Origin of the sequence: Flavobacterium sp. T12S277, from assembly GCF_048514875.1 — a bacterium.
Taxonomy (GTDB): Bacteria; Bacteroidota; Bacteroidia; order Flavobacteriales; family Flavobacteriaceae; genus Flavobacterium.
The window spans coordinates 164345-185017 of record NZ_JBLYEG010000002.1; the positions used below are offsets into that span (position 1 = coordinate 164345).

15 protein-coding genes are annotated in these 20673 nt (G+C 37.0%); 1 reads left to right on the forward strand and 14 read right to left on the reverse strand.

The annotated features are described in order from the left end of the window. Positions 1 to 256 precede the first annotated feature (256 nt). Positions 257 to 3637 carry a T9SS sorting signal type C domain-containing protein gene (locus tag ACN1CN_RS04925; protein WP_419134856.1) on the forward strand — a complete coding sequence of 1127 codons (3381 nt, stop codon included), beginning with the start codon at positions 257 to 259 and terminating at the stop codon, positions 3635 to 3637. Positions 3638 to 3724: 87 nt separating this feature from the next. Here the strand turns inward: ACN1CN_RS04925 and ACN1CN_RS04930 are convergent, their stop codons facing one another. From ACN1CN_RS04930 to ACN1CN_RS04995, 14 genes are all read right to left on the reverse strand, one after another. Continuing rightward, positions 3725 to 4891, reverse strand: a complete 1167-nt coding sequence (locus ACN1CN_RS04930; RefSeq protein WP_419134857.1) for a beta-ketoacyl synthase N-terminal-like domain-containing protein — start codon at positions 4889 to 4891, stop codon at positions 3725 to 3727. 202 nt (positions 4892 to 5093) lie between these two features. Beyond that, the gene (gene bioA, locus ACN1CN_RS04935; protein ID WP_419134858.1) at positions 5094 to 6365 is read right to left on the reverse strand and encodes an adenosylmethionine--8-amino-7-oxononanoate transaminase; all 1272 of its coding nucleotides are present in this window, start codon (positions 6363 to 6365) and stop codon (positions 5094 to 5096) included. A gap of 179 nt (positions 6366 to 6544) precedes the next feature. Next, positions 6545 to 7162 (reverse strand): dethiobiotin synthase, encoded by a 618-nt coding sequence (gene bioD / locus ACN1CN_RS04940; RefSeq protein WP_419134859.1) that lies wholly within the window; start codon positions 7160 to 7162, stop codon positions 6545 to 6547. A 106-nt stretch (positions 7163 to 7268) separates the two neighbouring features. Then, on the reverse strand, positions 7269 to 7883 hold the full coding sequence (locus ACN1CN_RS04945; protein ID WP_419134860.1) for a hypothetical protein: 615 nt from the start codon (positions 7881 to 7883) through the stop codon (positions 7269 to 7271). After that, entirely contained in the window at positions 7873 to 8376 is a 504-nt protein-coding gene (locus ACN1CN_RS04950; protein WP_264525660.1) for an RNA polymerase sigma factor, read from the reverse strand. The genes ACN1CN_RS04945 and ACN1CN_RS04950 overlap by 11 nt, the downstream gene beginning before the upstream one ends. Positions 8377 to 8383: 7 nt before the next feature. Then, positions 8384 to 9247, reverse strand: coding sequence for a TraB/GumN family protein (locus tag ACN1CN_RS04955; protein ID WP_419134861.1), 864 nt, complete (start codon positions 9245 to 9247; stop codon positions 8384 to 8386). Positions 9248 to 9316: 69 nt separating this feature from the next. Then, positions 9317 to 9514, reverse strand: a complete 198-nt coding sequence (locus ACN1CN_RS04960) for a hypothetical protein (protein ID WP_419134862.1) — start codon at positions 9512 to 9514, stop codon at positions 9317 to 9319. A gap of 210 nt (positions 9515 to 9724) precedes the next feature. Continuing rightward, positions 9725 to 10861 carry an aminotransferase class I/II-fold pyridoxal phosphate-dependent enzyme gene (locus ACN1CN_RS04965; protein WP_419134863.1) on the reverse strand — a complete coding sequence of 379 codons (1137 nt, stop codon included), beginning with the start codon at positions 10859 to 10861 and terminating at the stop codon, positions 9725 to 9727. A gap of 182 nt (positions 10862 to 11043) precedes the next feature. Then, complete coding sequence (locus tag ACN1CN_RS04970; protein ID WP_264525663.1) at positions 11044 to 11325, reverse strand: F0F1 ATP synthase subunit epsilon; 282 nt, start codon at positions 11323 to 11325, stop codon at positions 11044 to 11046. Between the two features lie 92 nt (positions 11326 to 11417). Continuing rightward, the gene (gene atpD / locus ACN1CN_RS04975; protein ID WP_017495935.1) at positions 11418 to 12929 is read right to left on the reverse strand and encodes a F0F1 ATP synthase subunit beta; all 1512 of its coding nucleotides are present in this window, start codon (positions 12927 to 12929) and stop codon (positions 11418 to 11420) included. Positions 12930 to 13159: 230 nt separating this feature from the next. Continuing rightward, positions 13160 to 14689, reverse strand: a complete 1530-nt coding sequence (locus tag ACN1CN_RS04980) for an SGNH/GDSL hydrolase family protein (protein WP_419134864.1) — start codon at positions 14687 to 14689, stop codon at positions 13160 to 13162. Positions 14690 to 14774: 85 nt separating this feature from the next. Next, a complete protein-coding gene (locus ACN1CN_RS04985) occupies positions 14775 to 17606 on the reverse strand; it encodes a TonB-dependent receptor domain-containing protein (RefSeq protein WP_419134865.1) in 2832 nt (943 codons plus the stop codon). 684 nt (positions 17607 to 18290) lie between these two features. Beyond that, on the reverse strand, positions 18291 to 19370 hold the full coding sequence (locus ACN1CN_RS04990; RefSeq protein ID WP_419134866.1) for a hypothetical protein: 1080 nt from the start codon (positions 19368 to 19370) through the stop codon (positions 18291 to 18293). After that, positions 19327 to 20451, reverse strand: a complete 1125-nt coding sequence (locus ACN1CN_RS04995) for a tail fiber protein (RefSeq protein WP_419134867.1) — start codon at positions 20449 to 20451, stop codon at positions 19327 to 19329. The genes ACN1CN_RS04990 and ACN1CN_RS04995 overlap by 44 nt, the downstream gene beginning before the upstream one ends. Between the last annotated feature and the right edge of the window lie 222 nt (positions 20452 to 20673).

The window sequence follows — 20673 nt, forward strand, 5'->3', positions numbered from 1 at the left end:
TGCATATATTGTTCTAAAAAACCAATCATTTTGAGCAGTATTTTACGATTTTTCTTATACTTTAAAAATGTTATTTATAAGAAATAACACAGAATTGAATTTTTAAACATGTATTTCGTCGACTATTTTAACGCTTTATCGATTAAATGACCATTGCCAAAACCCGTCTCTTCTCGAACACGTAGATGTATCTATCTTTGCCCGGGCAAAATTTTATCCCATTCCGGCATAACAAATTGTATAGCATACACTCACTATGAAGAAAACTTTACTTTCTAATGTTCCCTTTTTTAATGCAAAAAACCTGTCATCTCCTACCCGATTAAAGGTTGCCATTTTAACTTCTTTAATGGTGTTCTTTTTCAACTCAACATATGCTCAATGTAGTGCACCTGCAACACCAGGAACAATCACTGGATCTGCAACAATCTGTCAATCTTCTTCACAGACCTACAGCATTTCTAATGTGACGGGAGCAACTTCCTATATCTGGACTTCATCAAATGGTAACCTCCAAATTACATCCGGTCAAGGAACAAATTCAATAACAGTAACATCACCCGATTATAACCTAACCTCAAACCTTACGGTACGAGCTAAAAACAACTGTGGAGAAAGCTCATCAAGCTCTCTTTCCGTAAGTGTGGTCGGTAACTCAAGAGGCGGCGTAATAAACAGAGGAGGTCTTAACCAAATTTGCATAAACACAGATACAGGTACAATGCGCTTAGAAGGTAATCCCGTAGGATCTGTTGAGAAATGGGAAAAACGTTTAAATAATTCCTCGACCTGGACTGATATTGCCAATACTACAAAAACTTATTCCGAAGTTCCTTCTTCTGCGGGGCCCTGGGAATACCGTGCCTATGTAAGCAACTATGGCTGTTCCCCTCAATATTCGTCTACCTATACAATAATCGTCAAACCTGAAGTTGTAATAACACCGGCTCCAGTTACCGAAGCAATGCAATTTTCCACTTCAGCAACATTAACCTACACTGGCAACAACTCAGATCAATATTATTTAAAATTTGATTCGGCTGCCGTAGCTGCAGGAATAAGCAGTAATACACAAAAAGGAAATACTTCGCGACCTAATGGAAGCATTACGATTCAGTTTCCATACTGCCTTGCTGTCGGAACCTACAATGCAGTACTTTATGTCGACACAGACTCTCCAAAATGTACCAGTAAAAACTACAATGTGTCTCTGGTTATAAAACCAAATCTTTCTGTTAGTGGTACTTTAAGTTCAGATCAAACGATATGCAATAACAAAACTCCCAACGACTTAGTACTTAATGGAGGGAGCGTGGATTCTGTTATTAAATGGCAAAGTTCTACAGATGCAGAATTCACCAATCCGTATGATATCCCATCATCAGCAAAGTTAAAAACACTTCCAGGTGCCAAAATAGGTCCTTTAACTCAAAGTACCTATTTCAGGGTCATCAGTCAGGCTAATGGATGCAGCAAAACTACTTCTAATGTCGTACTTATAACTGTAGATAGTGGTGCAGCAGCGACTTATACAAGTTCTCCATCTTCAACCACTTGTGCTAATACTTACATCACCTACACCACTCAACCCGGAAAAACTAACTATCGCTGGTATGTACCTGGAACCATCAATACGGATTATCAAATTCAAACCGGAGGAATTGGAACTTCAGATCATAGTGTAACACTTAAATGGTTAACAAAAGGAGACAAAACAGTAACGGTAAATTATTCAAATGGATGTTCAACAGCTGCAGACGCAAGCAATACGACTTCAGTAACAATAACAACCGCCCCAACAGTAGGCACTATCAAACAGCCCAATTGCACTACACCTACCGGAAGTGTTGTTTTGGGTAACATCCCTCCTTCAGGAAAATTAATGGAATCCAGAGGAACGGTATACACGTATACCACTGCGGGAACAACCTACGAGATTACCGGATTAGCGCCCGGAACTTATAAATTTGCCATTGACGATAATTGCACAAAAGTATATTCTGCGGATGTTGTGATCCTGCCCGGGAATGTCTGGAATGGAAATAAATGGTCAGGCGGAACACCATCATTCAACGATCTGATTCACTTTACCGGAAATTATACAGCAGAAGCCGATCTTAACGGATGTTCCTGTACGATTGACAATGGAGCGACAGTAACTATAAAATCGGGAGTAACCCTGACCGTAATGAACAGTATCGATGTTGATTCAGGTACTTTAGTATTTGAAAACAATTCAAGTTTGATACAAAAGACTAATGCTGTAAATACCGGAAATATTAATTATATCCGTACCAGTCCGCCTATATTTCAAAAAGATTATTTGTATTGGTCTACTCCAGTAACTCCACAAAAATTAGTGGACGTTTCACCTTTGACTACTGCCAGTAAATACTATGGTAATGACGGCACACAATGGGTACAAACCAACAGAGAAAGCACTATGGTTGTGGGGAAAGGATACATTATCCGAGGTCCTTCAAACTACACCAATACAAATAAACAAGAATTTACCGCGACTTTTAAAGGAGTTCCAAACAACGGAGATCTGGAAGGAGAACTTTTAGCTTCTGCAAAAAGCTACTTGATCGGAAATCCTTATCCGTCTGCTCTAGATGCAGATTTACTTTTGAAAGATAATCCGATGTTAAACGGAACTCTTTATTTCTGGACACACAACACACCGGCAAAACCTGTAGCAACGAATCAATACAGCAGTGATGATTATGCTTCATACAACCTGAGTGGTGGTGTTTCGGCAAAATCAGATAAACAGCACAGTAACGATCCTGCAAAAGACAAAGGTGTTAAACCAACTGGAAAAATAGCAGCCGGACAATCGTTTTTTGTAACCACTAATGCCGGAGGAAAAGTAAAGTTCAACAATGCAATGCGAGTAGGAGAATCTAATAACGGCCAATTTTTCAGACCTGGAAATACCTCAAAAGAAACTGCGATAGAAAAACATCGTGTTTGGTTAAACATGACCAATGCAACGGGAGCTTTTAAACAATTATTAGTTAGCTACATCGAAGGTGCAACCAATGACTATGAAAGCAAATATGACGGACTAACTTTTGATGGGAATCAATATTTGGATTTTTACAGTGTAGATGCCAAAAACAAATATGTAATTCAGGGTCGTGCGCTGCCTTTTACCGATTCAGATCTTGTTCCATTGGGTTACCGAACTACTGTTGCAGGTGATTTTACAGTTGCCATAGACGAAGTAGACGGAAACATGAGTACTCAGGCCATTTACATCGAAGACAAAGCAACCGGAGTAGTTCATAATTTAAGTCAAAGCAATTATACTTTTAAAACCGAAGCCGGCACCTTTGCAGAACGTTTGACACTGCGTTATAAAGCTGGCAAGACCTTAGGAACGGGAGATTTTGAAAATATTGAAAATGGTATTTTAATTTCGAGCAAAAACAAATCAATCCAGTTGTTGTCCTCGAAAGAAAACATAAAAGAAGTTTCTGTTTTTGATATCACAGGTAAACAGCTTTACAGCAAAACCAAAGTAAACAGTACCAAACTTCACATTCAGAACCTGTCATCAGGCAATCAGGTTGTATTGGTTAAAGTAACACTTGCCAATGATTTTACCACCACCCGAAAGGTACTGCTTTAATAAACAGTAAATCCTTTATTTTGTCCCATAAAAAAATCCATTCTGTTAGCAGAATGGATTTTTTTTATCTCTTAGATTGGTGTGAAACTATGGTTTTTCAATCAGAATACTGACTGCATTTCCTCCGAAACCTACCGCATTAATCAATATTTTTCTAAGGGGCTTAGTCTGTTTTTGCTCTTCTCCAAAAGGCACTCCGATAAAAGTATCGTGTTGAAACATTAAAAGTGCCAACTCTAAGCTCAATATACCGGATGCTCCAAAAGTATGTCCGATCTTCCATTTATTGGTGGTGAGCAAAGGCAACTGAAAACCAAAAACCTTTTCGATAGCGCGTAGTTCCGTCAAATCTCCTTTGATTGTTCCCGGCGCGTGCATCACAATAGCATCAACCGTTTCGGGAGCAACATCTTTTAAAGCCATTTTCATTGATTTCTGAAAACAAGTCGCTTCTGCAGAAATTGAGATATTATGTTCTAAAATTTCGGTTGCATACCCCACTCCTGTAACATATGCCAATGCATTTTCCTGTTCTCCAGATTCGAGACAACAAACCGCTGCGCCTTCCCCCAAAATCATAGTATTCTGGGTTTTCTCAAAGTCGAAGGCCAGATTGGGCCAGGATTCTAATTCCTGATCAATTCTCGAATATATTTTAAGCGCTCGCATTTGAGCAATCGTGAAATCGGTTAACGGAGCTTCACTTCCTCCCACCAAAAATTTATCTGCCATGCCTGATTTCAACCATGCCACTCCATTTAACAAAGCATGAAGCGCTGTTGAACAGGTTATAGAATGTGATATTTCGGGGCCGGTACTTTGCAAATCATGAGCAATCCACGACGATATATTCCCCAAAGTTGTAGTTGGAGAAGCTAAAGTTTGTGCCTTTCCGGTATCAATATACTCTTTATAATGCTTTTCAAATAGATCTGTTGCTCCGCGTGATGAACCAATATTGATTCCAAAAATATCTTCTGAATTCCATCCTGCTTGTCGGACTGCCTCTCTTGACGCTGCCAAAGCAAACAAAACCGAATCATCTAAAAATTTATACTTCGCATCTGACTCCCGCACTTCTGCAACGATTTGTTTAGATTCGGCATCAAGAGCAGCAACAGATGTTTCCTGTTGATCTAAAAATTGTTTCGTAAAACAATGCTCACGATCCAAATACTTTTTCCAAACTGAATCTGTAGTATTTCCTAAAGGTGAAATAGAAGAAAAAGCTGTTATGGAGATTTTTTTATTCAATGTTTGTAATTTATAACCCTAAGGTTGTTTTTCTAACCGTAAAAGTCGCAAACCGCTATGGCAGGCTTCCACATCTTACTTCTTAAATTCACTCCGTTTTACAAAAGTTCCCGCAACAATCTCTTTAATTTAGAGCCCTTACGATACTTTTTATTTTGATTTGGAGTAAACCCGTTAAGTCCGTGAAAATCTGTGTGCAAATTTACACCATTTCTATAGCATCTTCAATTGTTTTGTACACTTTTTGAAGCTGTTCGTCACTCATAATATAAGGAGGCAAAATATAAACAATGTTTCCTACCGGACGCAAAACAACTCCTTTGTCAATAAAGAAATTATAAAGCTTGGTTCGCATCGAACCGTAATAACTTTCTTCAGAATCTGATTTGATTTCGACTGCAAAGATAACTCCCAATGTTCGGGCTGTAATTACTTTCGAATGTTTCTCTATTTTCTTCTGAAAGTCGAGATGGCTTTTATGAATTCTCTCAATATTAGCCTGCATCTCCTCCGTATGCAACAATTCAATACTCGCCAAAGCCGCAGCACAACCTGTAGGATTCGCGGTAAAAGTATGCCCATGAAACAAAGCTTTATTGATGTCATCATCATAAAAAGCATCAAAAACTTCCTGTGTAAAAGTGGTAATTGCCATTGGGATTGTTCCTCCGGTTAGTGCTTTTGACAAACAAATCATATCCGGAACTTCAGTCACATAGTCCATTGCAAAGGTTTTTCCTGTTTTACCAAAACCCGTCATTACTTCATCGGCAATCGTAAGAACATTGTTCTCTTTACAAATCTGCATTAATTTTGCTAAAGCCTCAGGTTCGTACATGACCATTCCGGCAGCTCCCTGCACCAAAGGTTCAAAAATAAATCCAGCACAATCATGCTTTTCAATTACGGCTCTCAAAGCATCAAAACTTTCCTGCTCCTGCCCTTTTACCGGAACCGGAATTCGGACTACATCAATAAACATCCCCTGAAAAGCCTGGGTATAAAAAGAGATTCCACTTGCAGCCATTGCCGCGAAAGTATCACCGTGAAAAGCATTTTCAAAAGCAATGATCGTAGTACGCTTCTCCTTTTTATTGAAAAAAAACTGCAACGCGACTTTGATGGCCACTTCCACTGCTGTGGAACCATTATCTGAAAAGAAAATCTTCTGTTGGTTTTTAGGTAAAATTTCCATCAGCTTTTCAGCTACTTTAATCGCCGGTTCGTGTGTGAAACCGCCAAACAAAACATGCTCTAAAGTGGTTAACTGTTTGTAAATCGCATCGGCAATAAATCGGTTACTGTGTCCAAACGGATTGACCCACCACGAAGCAATGGCATCAATATATTCTTTGCCGTTTTCATCCCAAAGTAAAGCGCCTTCACCTCTGGAAATTGCAATTGGAGCCTGTGCTGTTTTATGTTGTGTATACGGATGCCAAAGGTATTGGCTGTCTTTTTCTGTTAATGTCATATCTGGTGAAATGTTTTTTTCTTGTGAAATGTGATTTGTAAAATGTGAGATGTACTTAGTGAAATGTTCTTTGTGAAATGTAAAATGTGAGTTGTGAGATGAAAGTTTTTTACTTTCCACAAACCACTTCTAACATTTCACAGATTACATCTTACAGATCACATTTCACAAATCACATCTTACAATTTTAATAAATTACTACGGAACAAATCGGCGTATTCCCGAATTACATTCTGATCAAAGTACGGTTCATCGTCAATTCTTCCGATACATTGTACGCCGGTTTTATTCAGAATTAAACTTTCGGTCGATTCGTTTTCGTTTCCACTGAAGATGATCCCTGCAACTTCAAAACCTCTGTTCTGAATCGCTTCTATGGTCAACAAGGTGTGATTAATGCTTCCTAAATAATGTCTTGAAACCACAATTACTTTATAATCGGACTGAATCAAATCGACAATGGTTTCTTTTTCGTTTAACGGAACAAATAGTCCGCCGGCACCTTCAATCACCAAATGATTCGTAGTTTCGGGTTCCACAATCTTCTTTATATCTATCGTAACACCATCAATTTCCGCAGCCAGATGCGGACTTGCCGGTGTGTTTAACTCATATGCATTAGGGTAGAATTGAGATTTTGAATTGGAGATATGAGATTTTACTTTATGAGTATCGCTAAAATTCAAATCTCCGGCCTGAATGGGTTTCCAGTAATCGGCCTCTAAAGCTTCAACAACAATTGCCGAAGTAACGGTTTTACCAACATCAGTTGAAATTCCGGTAATAAATATTTTCATACTTCTTTTGTTTCACAAAGACTCAACAAGTGAATATCTGTTTAATAATGTATGCAAAAATACCAATAAAAAACAAAACCCATCATTGCGATGGGTTTGTTATTTTTTATTCTTCTTTCAGTTCGTCTATCACTTTTCGGATTTCCTTAGCATATTTTCCATAACAGTGATGCACCCACCATTCGGTAAACACGCCAATAAGTAAAATTGTAAGTACAAAAACAAACACAAGCAGTCCTAATTTTCTGTTGGCAAAACCCTCGTCTAAAACCTGCATAAAATCCGGCATTTGGTACAAAATAAACCCGAAGAAATAAATTAGAAAAAAAGGCGATAACGAAAAAGTAAAGGTCTTATAAAGCTGCATATTAAGCCTGATATCCAGATACGTTTCATACAAACTGTCTTTCGTTTTTAATATAACCTTATCCAATCTTCTGTAGAACAAAAAAAGCTGGCTCAAATAATAAATACCTATGGCAAGCAATATCGCAAAAATGAAATAGAACGGCACCACTAAGTTTGGTGGAAACTTGCTATCAAATGGTAGGAGGCCTATAATCACAAAAGATAAAAACTGAATAAAGAATTCCATTCTTAAACTTTTCCTAATCCTGTCCAGTGGCATGCTTGCCGATTGTATTTTTTCTAAATTATTCGGAACAACGACGTTTTCTGTCTTTTCATTATTCCATGCGTTTTGTATATCGTTAAAATCCATATCCCTGATTTTTAATTATTTCTTTTAATTTTTCTTTTGCTCTGTTGAGTTTCACCCTCGCATTTCCTTCTGAAATTCCTAAGTTCTCGCCAATTTCTTTATGAGAGAAACCTTCCAATTGATAAAAAATGATTGCTTTATCTATTTTTTCGAGTTTTTGAACCGCTTTATAAAAATGATCAATCTGACTTTCTTTGATGTGCGAATCGCCTTCATCTTCTTTAATATTCTCAGAGGCGATTTCGTACTTATCCACCTTTCGCTTTTCCTTTTTCAGAAAAACAATGGCTGTATTCACTGCAACACGATACATCCAGGTCGAAAACTGACTTTCACTTCTAAAAGAATCATACGATTTCCAAAGCTGGCAGATAATTTCCTGAAACAAATCCTGTTGGTCGTCAGGATTATCCATGTACATCTTAGAAACTTTGTAAAGTATCCCCTTATGACTTTCGATCCGATTTAAAAATTCTTGTTCTTTCTCTTTCAAAATAATCTTAATTCAATATTGGTTTTACCTTATACCCCGCTTTTCTTAATAAATTAATCACTCCATAATCCCCTCCTAAATGTGCCGATCCTACAGCAAAAAAGACACTTTCTTTTTTCATCAATTCCGGCATGTTCTTTACCCAGTTGATGTTTCTTTCGTCTAAGATAACTTTATTTGTTTTTTCACTAGACATTTTTTCATCGGTCGTAACATCATACAACCCACTTATATTTTCATTTTTATAAAGCGCAACTGACTCAGCCGTTAACGAAGCACTTAACCCTTCCAGCATTTGAAGCAATTCATCATCCGTATAAGCATTTTCGAGTATTTTCATTTGGCTTTTTACCGTTTCCAAACCTCCGATTTCAATATTTCTTTTCTTGGCTTTCTCGATAAATTCCATTTCATAAAGTTTGATATCGTCGCAACCAAAAGTTTTGACAGAAATCAGGCTCATTACCGTAGCCAGGCTAAAAGCATCCACCTGTTTTACATTCATTCCGGTTGCTTTTTGCAGAATTAAATCCAACTTTGAAAGTTGTTCCGAACTCAGCTTCTTGCTTAATGGTTCTTTTCCCATAGCCAATTGCTGCATGTCTGCCATCTCTTTTGGATCTGCAAAATCAATTTCCAAAACTAGCCCGTTAGAAGCTTCAAATGCCTTTTTCGTTTTTTCAGACATAAAATAATCCTTTGCACATATGGTGTGAATGGTTCCGTACAAATAAGATGGCTTTGACAGTCCATTCCCGGACACTTCCCATAAAAGCGAATTTTCAAGTTTTGGAGATTTTTGCTGTGCTTGCGCTGTTCCGTTAAAAAATAATGCGACTGCTGCGATTGCTGATGTAAATAAATTTTTCATTTTGTTGATTGATGATGATTTGATTGAGTTTGATTGATTTGATTTGACTGATGATTGCTAAAATATGTATTACGATTTACTGTATTTTTTTCTCTGCCAGGATGCCAATGAAGCAAAAAAGAGGCAAATCATAATGAGGAGTAATTCTTTATTCGGTTTGTCTAAAATAAACTGATTCATTAAAGAATAGCCAAGTCCTGCCGAAGCAACAAAGACAAATACGAAATTGAATACTTTTTCGGTAACTGATGTTGAAGTTGTTTTCATAATTATTTTGGTTTATTTGATTACGACTCGTAAGTAATCAAACATTCAAAACGTTACAAAAAATTTTAAACTTTTTTATAAAATCCCGAAAACAAAGGGCTAACGGAAGTTTTTTTTATTATTTATAGTTTCACAGAGATACACAAAGAAAAAAAAGCCCCACAAAATAACTCTGTGGGACTCTGTGATATCTTTGCGGAACAGCATATGCTAAAACACAAAATTTCCTAATAACTCTAAAATCTGATTGATTTCCTGTTCTGAATTATAACTATGAATACAAAAGCGCAAACGTTCCTGACCTTCCGGAACAGTTGGAGAAAGTATGGGTTTTACATCGAAACCTTTGTCTTGAAGTTGCTGCGCGAGCCGCTTCACATTTTCATTTCCCGGAACGATAGCCGATTGTATGGCCGATTTACTCCGAACAAACATGGGCTTCAGCCCCAATAAGTTTTTTTGCTGATTGAAGAATACGATGTTCTGACGTAACTTTTCAATCGTTGCTTTTTCTATTTCCAATTGCTGGTAGGCGATCAAAATTGTAGCAACAGAATGCGGTGAAAGTCCCGTAGTATAAATGAAGCTTCTGGCGAAGTTGACCAGATATTCTTTGAGATCAGGACTTCCTAAAACTACGGCACCATGACAACCCAAACCTTTCCCGAAAGTCATGATTCTGGCAAAAATTCTGTCATGCAATTTCTGGTATTGCATCAAACCTTCACCCTTGCCTCCAAAAACACCCAAGGTGTGTGCTTCATCAACCACTAAATAGCAATTGTATCGCTCTGACAACTCTACTAACTCTTCTAAATTTGGACTATCTCCATCCATAGAAAAGACGGTTTCGGTGACAATATAGACAGTAGTATCCGGAAACTTCTGAATGAGACGCTCCAGATCTTCAAAGTCATTGTGATTAAATTTATACGATTTTGCATTAGACATCATAATTCCGTCACGAATAGAAGCATGACTTAACTCATCATACAGAATAACATCATTTCGTTGCGGTACAGCACTAAAAAACCCAACATTGGCATCGTAACCCGAATTAAAGATTAATGCGGACTGAGCGTCATGAAACTCAGCAATAAAGGCTTCCGTAATTTGATACAAAGAGTGATTCCCCGAAATTAATCGCGATCCGGTGGCACCATTTTGAAAAATCTCGTTTTCCAGTAAATAAGCATGCGTGCACTTAAAAATAGATTCTGATTTTGAAAAACCTATATAATCATTCGACGAAAAATCGACCAAATTACCAAATACGGGTAATTTTCGAAGCGAATTGTTCTGCTTTCGTATCTCTAATTTCTGATTCAGGTTTTCGGGTAATTTCATAAAAGCAAAGTTATAAAATTGATTGTAAAATAAACAAGGGGTTGGCAGTATCAGTTACCCCGGTTTACTTACTTCAATTACAGCGACAAAAACCGCATCTTTTAATTGTTCAAAAGCATAAAATTAAGGCATAAAAAAAGACCTCAATTGCTTGAGGTCTTTTTCTTTATTCTAAAACTGTTTTAGTCAACTAAAACAATTACTTTATTATCTTTCATTTCAACAGTACCTGATGCAATCTCTAATGTATAGGTTTGCTCGTTTACTTTCGTGAATTTACTCGCTACTTCTTTAGAAAAATTAAACTTTGCAGCAGCAATTTTAATAGTTCCTTTTTCCAAAATAGAAACAATAGGAGCGTGATTATTCAATATTTGGAAGCTTCCATCCACTCCAGGTAATGTAACCGATGTTACTTCTCCTGAAAATAATTTTGCTTCTGGTGATACTATATCTAAAATCATAACTTTTTTTTAAATTCCAAATTATAAAATCCCAAATCCCAATTTTGGAATTTGGAATTTTTATTTTTTGATGTTTGTCAAGCTATGCTTGATTATGCTTCAGCTAACATTTTTTCTCCAGCTTCGATAGCATCCTGGATAGAACCTTTCAAGTTGAAAGCTGCTTCCGGAAGATGATCTAACTCACCGTCGATAATCATGTTGAATCCTTTGATAGTATCTTTAATATCAACCAATACTCCAGGAATACCTGTAAATTGCTCCGCTACGTGGAATGGTTGAGATAAGAAACGTTGAACACGACGTGCTCTTGATACTGATAATTTATCTTCTTCAGATAATTCTTCCATACCTAAGATCGCAATAATATCTTGCAATTGTTTGTATTTTTGAAGAATCTCTTTTACTCTTTGTGCACAGTCATAATGCTCATTTCCTAAGATTTGTGGAGTCAAAATTCTTGAAGTAGAATCTAACGGGTCAACCGCAGGATAAATACCTAACTCAGCAATTTTACGAGACAATACTGTAGTAGCATCTAAGTGAGCAAACGTTGTTGCCGGTGCCGGGTCAGTTAAGTCATCCGCAGGAACGTAAACCGCCTGTACAGATGTAATAGATCCTTTGTTTGTAGAAGTAATACGCTCTTGCATAGCTCCCATCTCTGTTGCCAAAGTTGGTTGGTATCCTACGGCAGAAGGCATACGTCCTAAAAGTGCTGATACCTCAGAACCTGCTTGTGTAAAACGGAAGATGTTATCAACGAAAAACAATACGTCTTTACCTTGATCAGTTCCTGCTCCATCACGGAAATACTCAGCGATAGATAATCCTGAAAGTGCTACACGTGCACGAGCTCCAGGAGGCTCATTCATTTGTCCGAAAACGAAAGTAGCTTTAGACTCTCTCATTCCTGGCATATCTACTTTAGATAAATCCCATCCTCCATTTTCCATAGAGTGCATGAAATCATCACCGTATTTAATAATTCCTGACTCTAACATCTCACGAAGTAAGTCATTTCCTTCACGTGTTCTTTCTCCTACTCCTGCGAATACTGAAAGTCCACCGTGACCTTTTGCAATATTGTTGATCAACTCCTGAATCAATACTGTTTTACCAACACCTGCACCACCAAACAATCCGATTTTTCCTCCTTTTGCGTAAGGCTCAATCAAATCGATTACTTTAATACCTGTGAATAAAACTTCAGATGAAGTTGATAAATCTTCAAACTTAGGAGCTTGTCTGTGAATAGGCAAACCATTTTCTCCAGTTTTTGGCAATTCGCCTAAACCATCAATTGCGTCTCCAACAACATTAAATAAACGTCCATATACGTCTGGACCGATTGGCATTTGGATTGGATTACCAGTTCCAACTACTTCATATCCTCTAGACAAACCGTCTGTTGAGTCCATAGAGATTGTACGAACAGTGTTTTCTCCAATGTGAGATTGTACTTCTAGAACTAATAAAGTTCCATCTTTTTTAGTGACTTCTAGTGAATCATAAATTTTTGGAAGTTCAACATCCTTACCGTTGAAAACTACGTCAACTACTGGTCCAATGATTTGAGCAACTTTTCCTATTACTTTTGACATTACTTATGTATTTATTAAATAGCTATTTAGGTTTATCGAAAATACCTCTTTTTTCAGAGCGCAAAGATAATTTTTTAAAATATAAAATCAATATTTTTTTATAAAAAATACTACGATTTTGTTTGATTCTTAAAAGTGAGGCCTCAAATACCGAAAACAGCATTTTTTAACCCCATAAAAAAAGCCACTGCGTTCTGAAAGCAAGTGGCTGTTTTATGAAAAAATAAATATTAATTTATAACTTTAGGATAAAGTGTCTGGTAATTCCCCACATCTACCCCTTTTAGATTGGAACCGTATTTCGCATTAATTGCTTCAATAAATTTATTCGCAATAAAGGCATAACCTCTAGCTGAAGGATGAACCCCATCCAAAGAAAACACTCCCCCGAAAACAAATGTACTTGTCAAAGTATACCCGTCTACCGAAATTCCATTTGGAGTAGACAACTGTTTCATCAGTCCGTCAGCATCTACCAAAGCCAGACCATTTGCTTCCTGAGCTGCTTTGATTGTTAAATTATAGGCAGCAGTAGCCGTTTTAATATCAGCTATTTCTTTTGGTATCAAAACAAACTTATCCTGTAATGGGTATGTAATCCCAAACTTATCCAATGGCGCAGGAGGAGCCATTCCAATTCCTGAGTTGGCAGCTGTAGGTGCTGTCCCGATGGCTGCTCTGGTTGTCAAAAGCACCAAATCGGTAGCTTTAGCCTGACGCGCCTGACCAAAAACAGTACCATAAAAAGCCGCAGTCTGTGCTCCTACCGACGGCGTAAGTACCGCAGTAAGCTGTGCAGATAAGTTGGTAAGAGTTTCATCTTTTATCAATAATGGATTTGCCGCAGTAAGTGACAATAATTCAATTCTGTCTGTAACTCCCAAATAATTTAATGCCCCTTTTAACGGACCGTACAACTGTGTATTAAGTGCATTAATAGTTGCTATCCCAACAGCTGCATTTCCACTACCTAAAACAGAAATCGTTAATGGATTATAAGGAACCGTTGTAAAGTGCGGCAATGTACTGATGTCTGGTAAATTGGCCACAACACCTTTTCTTCCGCTCTTAGACAATTCTGTTGCCAGGTTTTTATAGGTAGTATCAAAAGTAGCCGGATCTGTAATCGGATTTGTTCCGTCTCCTCCGGACGTGGCATAACCCAAAACATCGTTACCACCAATCCACAAAGAGAAAAAAGTTGGGTTCTGCGCTAAAGCATCTCCTAAAACCGTTGCGGAAGCCGAAGAAGCAATCCTTCCGAAATACGGGTTAGCACTGGCGTATCCTGCAAGTGCCAAATGAGTTGCTTTTGCTCCCGGAATCCCCAAATTACTGAAAGCTCCTGTCAAACGTGCGCTAATATCTGTACCCGAAACACCGCTTACCGGAACCGGAGTACTTGTTGCCACATCTAAATACAACCTAACCCCCAAACTTGGTACCTGAACACCTCCGGAGGAAAACCCTCCAAGATTATCGGTCATAAAAGGTGTTGTAAAAGCACCTCCGCCTGCCAATGCAAATTGCTGTGCCAGAATGTTAGGATATGCATTGGTCTGACCGGCTTTAAACAAAGCATTATCTGAAAAACCTGCCGCGAAAGAATCCCCCAACGCAACATACTTCGAAAAATTTGCCTGCCCCGAAGTTAACGGCAATCCATCTGACGAATCAGATACCGTTGCTACATCATCATCACTATTACAAGCCATAAAGGTTACTGAAACCAAAAACAGCCATTTTAAATTTTTTATCATGATCTACTATATTTTATAATTATCCTTTTCTGAATGCTGTATCCGGAAAAGCGAATAAATGGTTTGTTTCTTCTATTACTTCAAATTATGGATTGATCGTCCAGGAAACAAAATATTGCTGACCAATATATCCTGCACCAAGTACCTGAGCATATTCTTTTCCTCCAATATTTGAAGCTCCTAATTTGAAAATTGATTTTAATTTTGGAAGCCCGTAATTAATCTGTGCATCAATTACAGTTGCTTCTTTAATGATACCATCTGCAAAAGTTGATTCCCACTTGTATTCACTATTCCATCTTCCGCTTACATTGAATCCGAAGTTCTCAAACAATTTATCATTTCCAAGAGATACTTTAACTCTGTGTTTTGGTGTATTAAAACCAGCTTCAAAACTTGGATCTTTTGCCTGATCAAAATCAAACTGAGCATAATTATAGTTTACTCCTAATTCAAAATTAGCAATCACTTTTTTAGAAAGACCTACACCAAATCCAAACGATTTTATTTCAACATCTGTATTGGTATACAGCTGATAAGCTCTTATATTTCCACTCTGAAGTGCATGAAGTGTTTGAAAACCAGGATCTGTTGGCCCGGCTAAAGGATTTGGCGCATCTTGTGTAGTACCATAAAAAGGTGCCACAACATTTAGATTCCCAATAAAATGGTTGTAGATATTATAGTAAGCATTAAGATCTACCGAAACATCATTGATAAAAGAACGGTATCCCAATTCAAATGCCTTAACTTCCTCTGGTCTTACATAGTTTACATTTGTTTTTCTCAAAAGCGCTGCCGCAGCTACAGGATTACTTCCTGCCAAAGCAGCAAAAGCACTGGCTGAACTCGCTGTATACGAATTACCATATGCATTCAAACCTGTCATTACAACAGTTGGTCCTCCTGCAAAAGCCTGACCTGTCGTTGTCGAAACTGGCAATGTTTCAGTGTAACGCAACAAGTTATCCGGAGCAGAACCTATCAATACCGCGCTTCCCACATTAAAACCTATATACTGATCCTGTGTAGACGGGTTTCTGAAACCTGTTTGGAACGATGCTCTGAAATTATGATTCTTTTTCTCTCCTCCAGAATATACAAAGGAAACTCTAGGTGAAAAATTACCATCGAAATTTTTGGATTTATCATAACGAATAGAACCTGTAAATTTCAATCTGTCTTCCATAAATTTCTTTACCAGCTGTGTATACGCACCATAATCTGTATAATTAATACCGCTATTACCATCGGTGTAAATTCTTCCATGAGAATTTAACTCATACAATCTGAATGATCCACCAACCTGGATTTCGGCAAACTTTATCACATCTTTGAAGTTATAGTTTGCATCTGAGTGGTAAATTTTTGAATTATCTACCAGTTTTGAACCTGTAAGTACACTTTCATCGTCAATTACCTGACTGAATGCATTCTTAAACGCTGTCGTACCTGGTAAAAAACGACCTGTATCCGCCGTAGTTCTTCCTGCCGCATGTGCCTGTTCAGGAGTTGCTCCTCCTAAAGTAGCCTGAACGTAAGCTCCTGCATACTGACCAAACCAAGTCTTATCGTCTTTCCATTTTCTGTTTATATTAATACCGGTAAAAGCCATATCATAAGAATTCCCTCCATCCTCTGTAGTAGTATATCCTCTCACAAAGAAATTTTTCCCTTTGAATTCAATTTTGTGCTGTTGCATAAAAAAGTTATTCAGATAGTAACGGTTAGCTCCCTGGTAAACGGCATTTCCGAAACCAAATTTACTTTGCCAGATAATTTCCAATCGTTCGTCACCAAAAGGTCTTCCGTGAAAAGAAAAATCAATTTTAGTGTTTCCTGCCTTATTATTCGTAAGATCAACTTCGTTGTAACCAGTTCTACTCACATTCTTGTTCGGCAATAAGTTTACGGCCGAAGCAGGAAGCAGTCCTAAAGCAGCCAGAGACTGACCCACTCCTTTTAAATTAGTCGAAACCTCGTCACCATAAACATTGATTCCATCATAATTAATATTACTTCTGTCAATTCCTGGAATTGTTTTGTCATTATAATTTGTAGCATACCAATCGGTAGCTTCCATATATGTAAAGTTTGCTTTGGCTGCAAAATATTTATTAAACGCATGTGCGAATCGCATCCCAAAATCATAGTAATTATTAGTAGCGGCAGCTTTCTGTGAAGTCACTCCGTATTTAAAATAAGCTGATGCTCCCTGATAAGTAAAAGGACTTTTACTATTCATAAACATAATACCGTTAAAAGCATTTGCCCCGTACAAAGCAGAAGATGCACCCGGTAACAGCTCAACACTCTGAACATCAATTTCCGAAACACCAATCATATTCCCCAAAACAAAGTTCAAAAGCGGAGATGAATTATCCATACCATCAACCAATTGCATGAAACGAGTGTTAGCTACAGTTGCAAAACCTCTTGTATTGATTGATTTAAAAGACATACTACTGGTATTCATCTGTACCTCTTTTAAGTTTTCCAGACCGTCATAAAAAGAAGGCGAAGCGGTTTTCTTAATATCCTGAATTCCCATTCTTTCAATGGTTACCGGAGATTCAAGTACTCTTTCAGGAGTTCTCGAAGCCGAAACCACAATTTCATTTAATTTGGTTTCCTCATCTTTTAAAATTACATTAATCTTTTGATTTACTGATGTAACATTAACTGTTTTAGACTCGAAACCTACGGCCGAAACCTTAATTGTAAAAGGCAGCTTCGTAGAAGTATTTAACTTAAATGTACCATCGAAATCGGTAGAAGCACCGTTTGAACTTCCAACTACGACAATATTGGCTCCCGGAATAGCTTGTTTACTGCCATCAGTCACAGAACCGGTAATTGAATTCTGCGCAAAAGATATTCCGCTGAAAAACAACATAATTAATAAATAGACTCTCATTTGGTTAGATTTTGTTTAGTTTATACAACCAAAATACAAATAATTTTAATATGTATAAAAAAATGTTAAAAAAAATAAATATTCGATATAAAATTTGTTACAATATTAACTATTTGACAATTGATTTTATTAAATTAAACTCAAAGATCAAACTTGTAAAACCCTAAATACTATGCGTACATATTATTTTAAAGCAAAAAAATGAGGATTTAATAAAAATACACCGACGATAAAAAAAATATGACAATTAAAACGGCAAGCCCAAATATCTCTAAAGATTTAACAAATGCTATTTCATAATCCCTCTTTCAAATCGGTTGCAAATTTCTGCTGAGTCCGTACAAGCAATCCAAGCTTATCGCTTTTTCAAAAATCGATTGAACAGCAGTAATTCCATACGACGATATCATTAGTCATAACTCAAATCACCAGAAAAACATAAAATTGCAAATGCTCATACCTATGAAAAAGCTATCTCTTTGCCTGAACAAAAAGCCGATCTGCCAAACATCAACCAAAACAACAAAATTTTTCCTACAAATATAAAAATTAATATTTCAAAACCTACAAAACGATTTTAAAAATAAGCACAAACAAAAAAAGCGAGATAAAATCTCGCTTTTCAACTATTATGTTCCTTACCCCCACTAAAAAATGGATCCAAATAAGGTTTTCAAACCTAAGTTATTTTTCAGATAATTGTTTCTCCAATTTTGACAATCGCTCTGAAAATGATTTAAGAGTTTCATTTTCTTTCTTAAGATTTGTTATCTCTTTATTTTGTTCAATCATATAAAGTGTCATTTCTTCCATCTTCTTCAACAGATTCAAATTCATTTCCGCCAGCATCAAACCATTTTTTTCCACATCACTAGCCGATGGTATTTCAGGCAAATGTTTATTTTGTCTAATATATGCTTCCACTTCCTCCAATGATTTTAACTTGTAATCATTTGCAAAAACATAATCGGGAACCGCACCTGCATTAACGGTTACTTTTACCTCCTGAGCATGAATATTCCCTGCTACTGTCAGTTTTGAATCTGGATTTGATGTTCCAATTCCAACTCTACCATTACCAACTAAAGTCATCACATCAACCGGCGCTACATTTGTTGTTCCACCACTGTATAGTCTAAACTTTAGCTTATTATGCTCCGCTAGTCCCGCCGTAATTGTAGCATCAATACCATGCCAACGATTAGCATAATTTGTAGCACTTTCTAAATCTGATTTATGCCCATACTTTATCAGGTTATCAAAAGCACCGTCAACTCCCGTTTCTGTCAATTTGGATATCCCTCCTAATACGCTTAGTTTAGTTGCAGGAGTTGATGTTCCGATACCAACATTCCCGGAAATAGTTTGATTACCAATAAAATTATTAGTTCCACGAGTCGCTAATTCATTCCAAACAGACCCTTGAGTGTCAGCTATTTTTCTAAAAAACAATCTATCATTTTCGGTATAAGAAGAAGAAAGCTGCAATTGATAATTATTACCCTGATTGGAATGTCTCATTACAAACAAATGATACCAACTCGAACTTCCATCCCCGTTTACATAATCCGCCGAATTCAATTCATAAATCCCAGATTTTATAGGTTGCGTTAAATCCGGAACATTAACAGCAAATCCATTACCCAATTGTTGCGCTGATGAAACTGCAGTAATTAAAAACACAGCAGCAATTCTAATAAATCTTATCTGTATTTCTTTCTTATTTAACAAATACCTTCTCTTCAAGAACTCTGATTTTTTCATTTTGTTTTTCTATTTTCTTATTCTGCTCTATCATGTACAGCGTCATTTCCTCTATTTTCTTTAGCAAACTCAAATTCATTTCTGCCAGCATCAAACCATTTTTTTCCACATCACTAGCTGATGGTATTTCCGGTAAATGTTTATTTTGTTTGATATATGCTTCCACTTCCTCCAATGATTTTAACTTGTAATCATTTGCAAAAACATAATCAGGAACCACCCCTGCATTAACGGTTACTTTGACCTCCTGAGCATGAATATTCCCTGCTACTGTCAGTTTTGAATCTGGTTTTGTTGTACCAATTCCGACATTTCCATTCGTGAGAATAGACATCTTTGCATTGTAGTTTGTTATAAAATGCAAGGGATGGTTACTTTCCGTACCCACAAATCCGCCGCCACCATACCAGGACTCATTGTGCGAGAAAATACCCACTCTGTATAATCCACTTGTTGACGTTGCTAAAATTTTAGAATGGTCAGTTCCAGCAACATCCAGTACCTTACCCCAACCCTGTAAGTTGGAAGGAGTTGTAGTACCAATTCCAACATCTCCATTAACATTTATTGCCATTTTAATACTAGAATTCGTTGCAAAATTTATCCCTCCATGCTGACCTCCTGTATGATTATTAACAATATTAAAATCCATATAGTTTCCAAATCGATATCCGACAGCAGTATATCCTGAATTAACTTCAAGATCACAAGTATTATGATAACCAAATCGTACTATGCTGCTTCCTCCAGTATTACCTACCGCTCTTGTAAACGATGCGACAACTTCATTTGTATCCGTATTAAAGGAATTCGAAACCTGGAACTTAGAAGTGGGATTTAAAACCCCGACACCGACATTCCCATTTTCTATTCTCATAACATTACTACCTGTCCAATCACCAAAACGAATCCCTCCGTACCAATGCAAATCCAGACCAGATGATCCGGGAACAGCAAAAGTGTCAATTTTGTAATTAGCAGGATCTCCAAACCCCACTATTGGCAAACCCTGGCTATACAAAGACGAAGCTTGTAACAATACCACCAACACCGCAATCTTTCTTAAACTTAATAAACTCATACTTTCTTTTTATACATTATACTTTTTTCTAATCTTAAATCACTTTTACAATTCTTCTCACGATAACACTAAAAAAGGCAAGTAAAAAGCAACTTTTTCCTCTAAAAATGATTCAAAATATTTCGCGCAAACTTATAACTATATTTTTAACATGTAAAATTCCTGCAAAAAAAATACAAAAAAAATGCGAGACCTAAGTCTCGCATTTCTAAACACTTATAT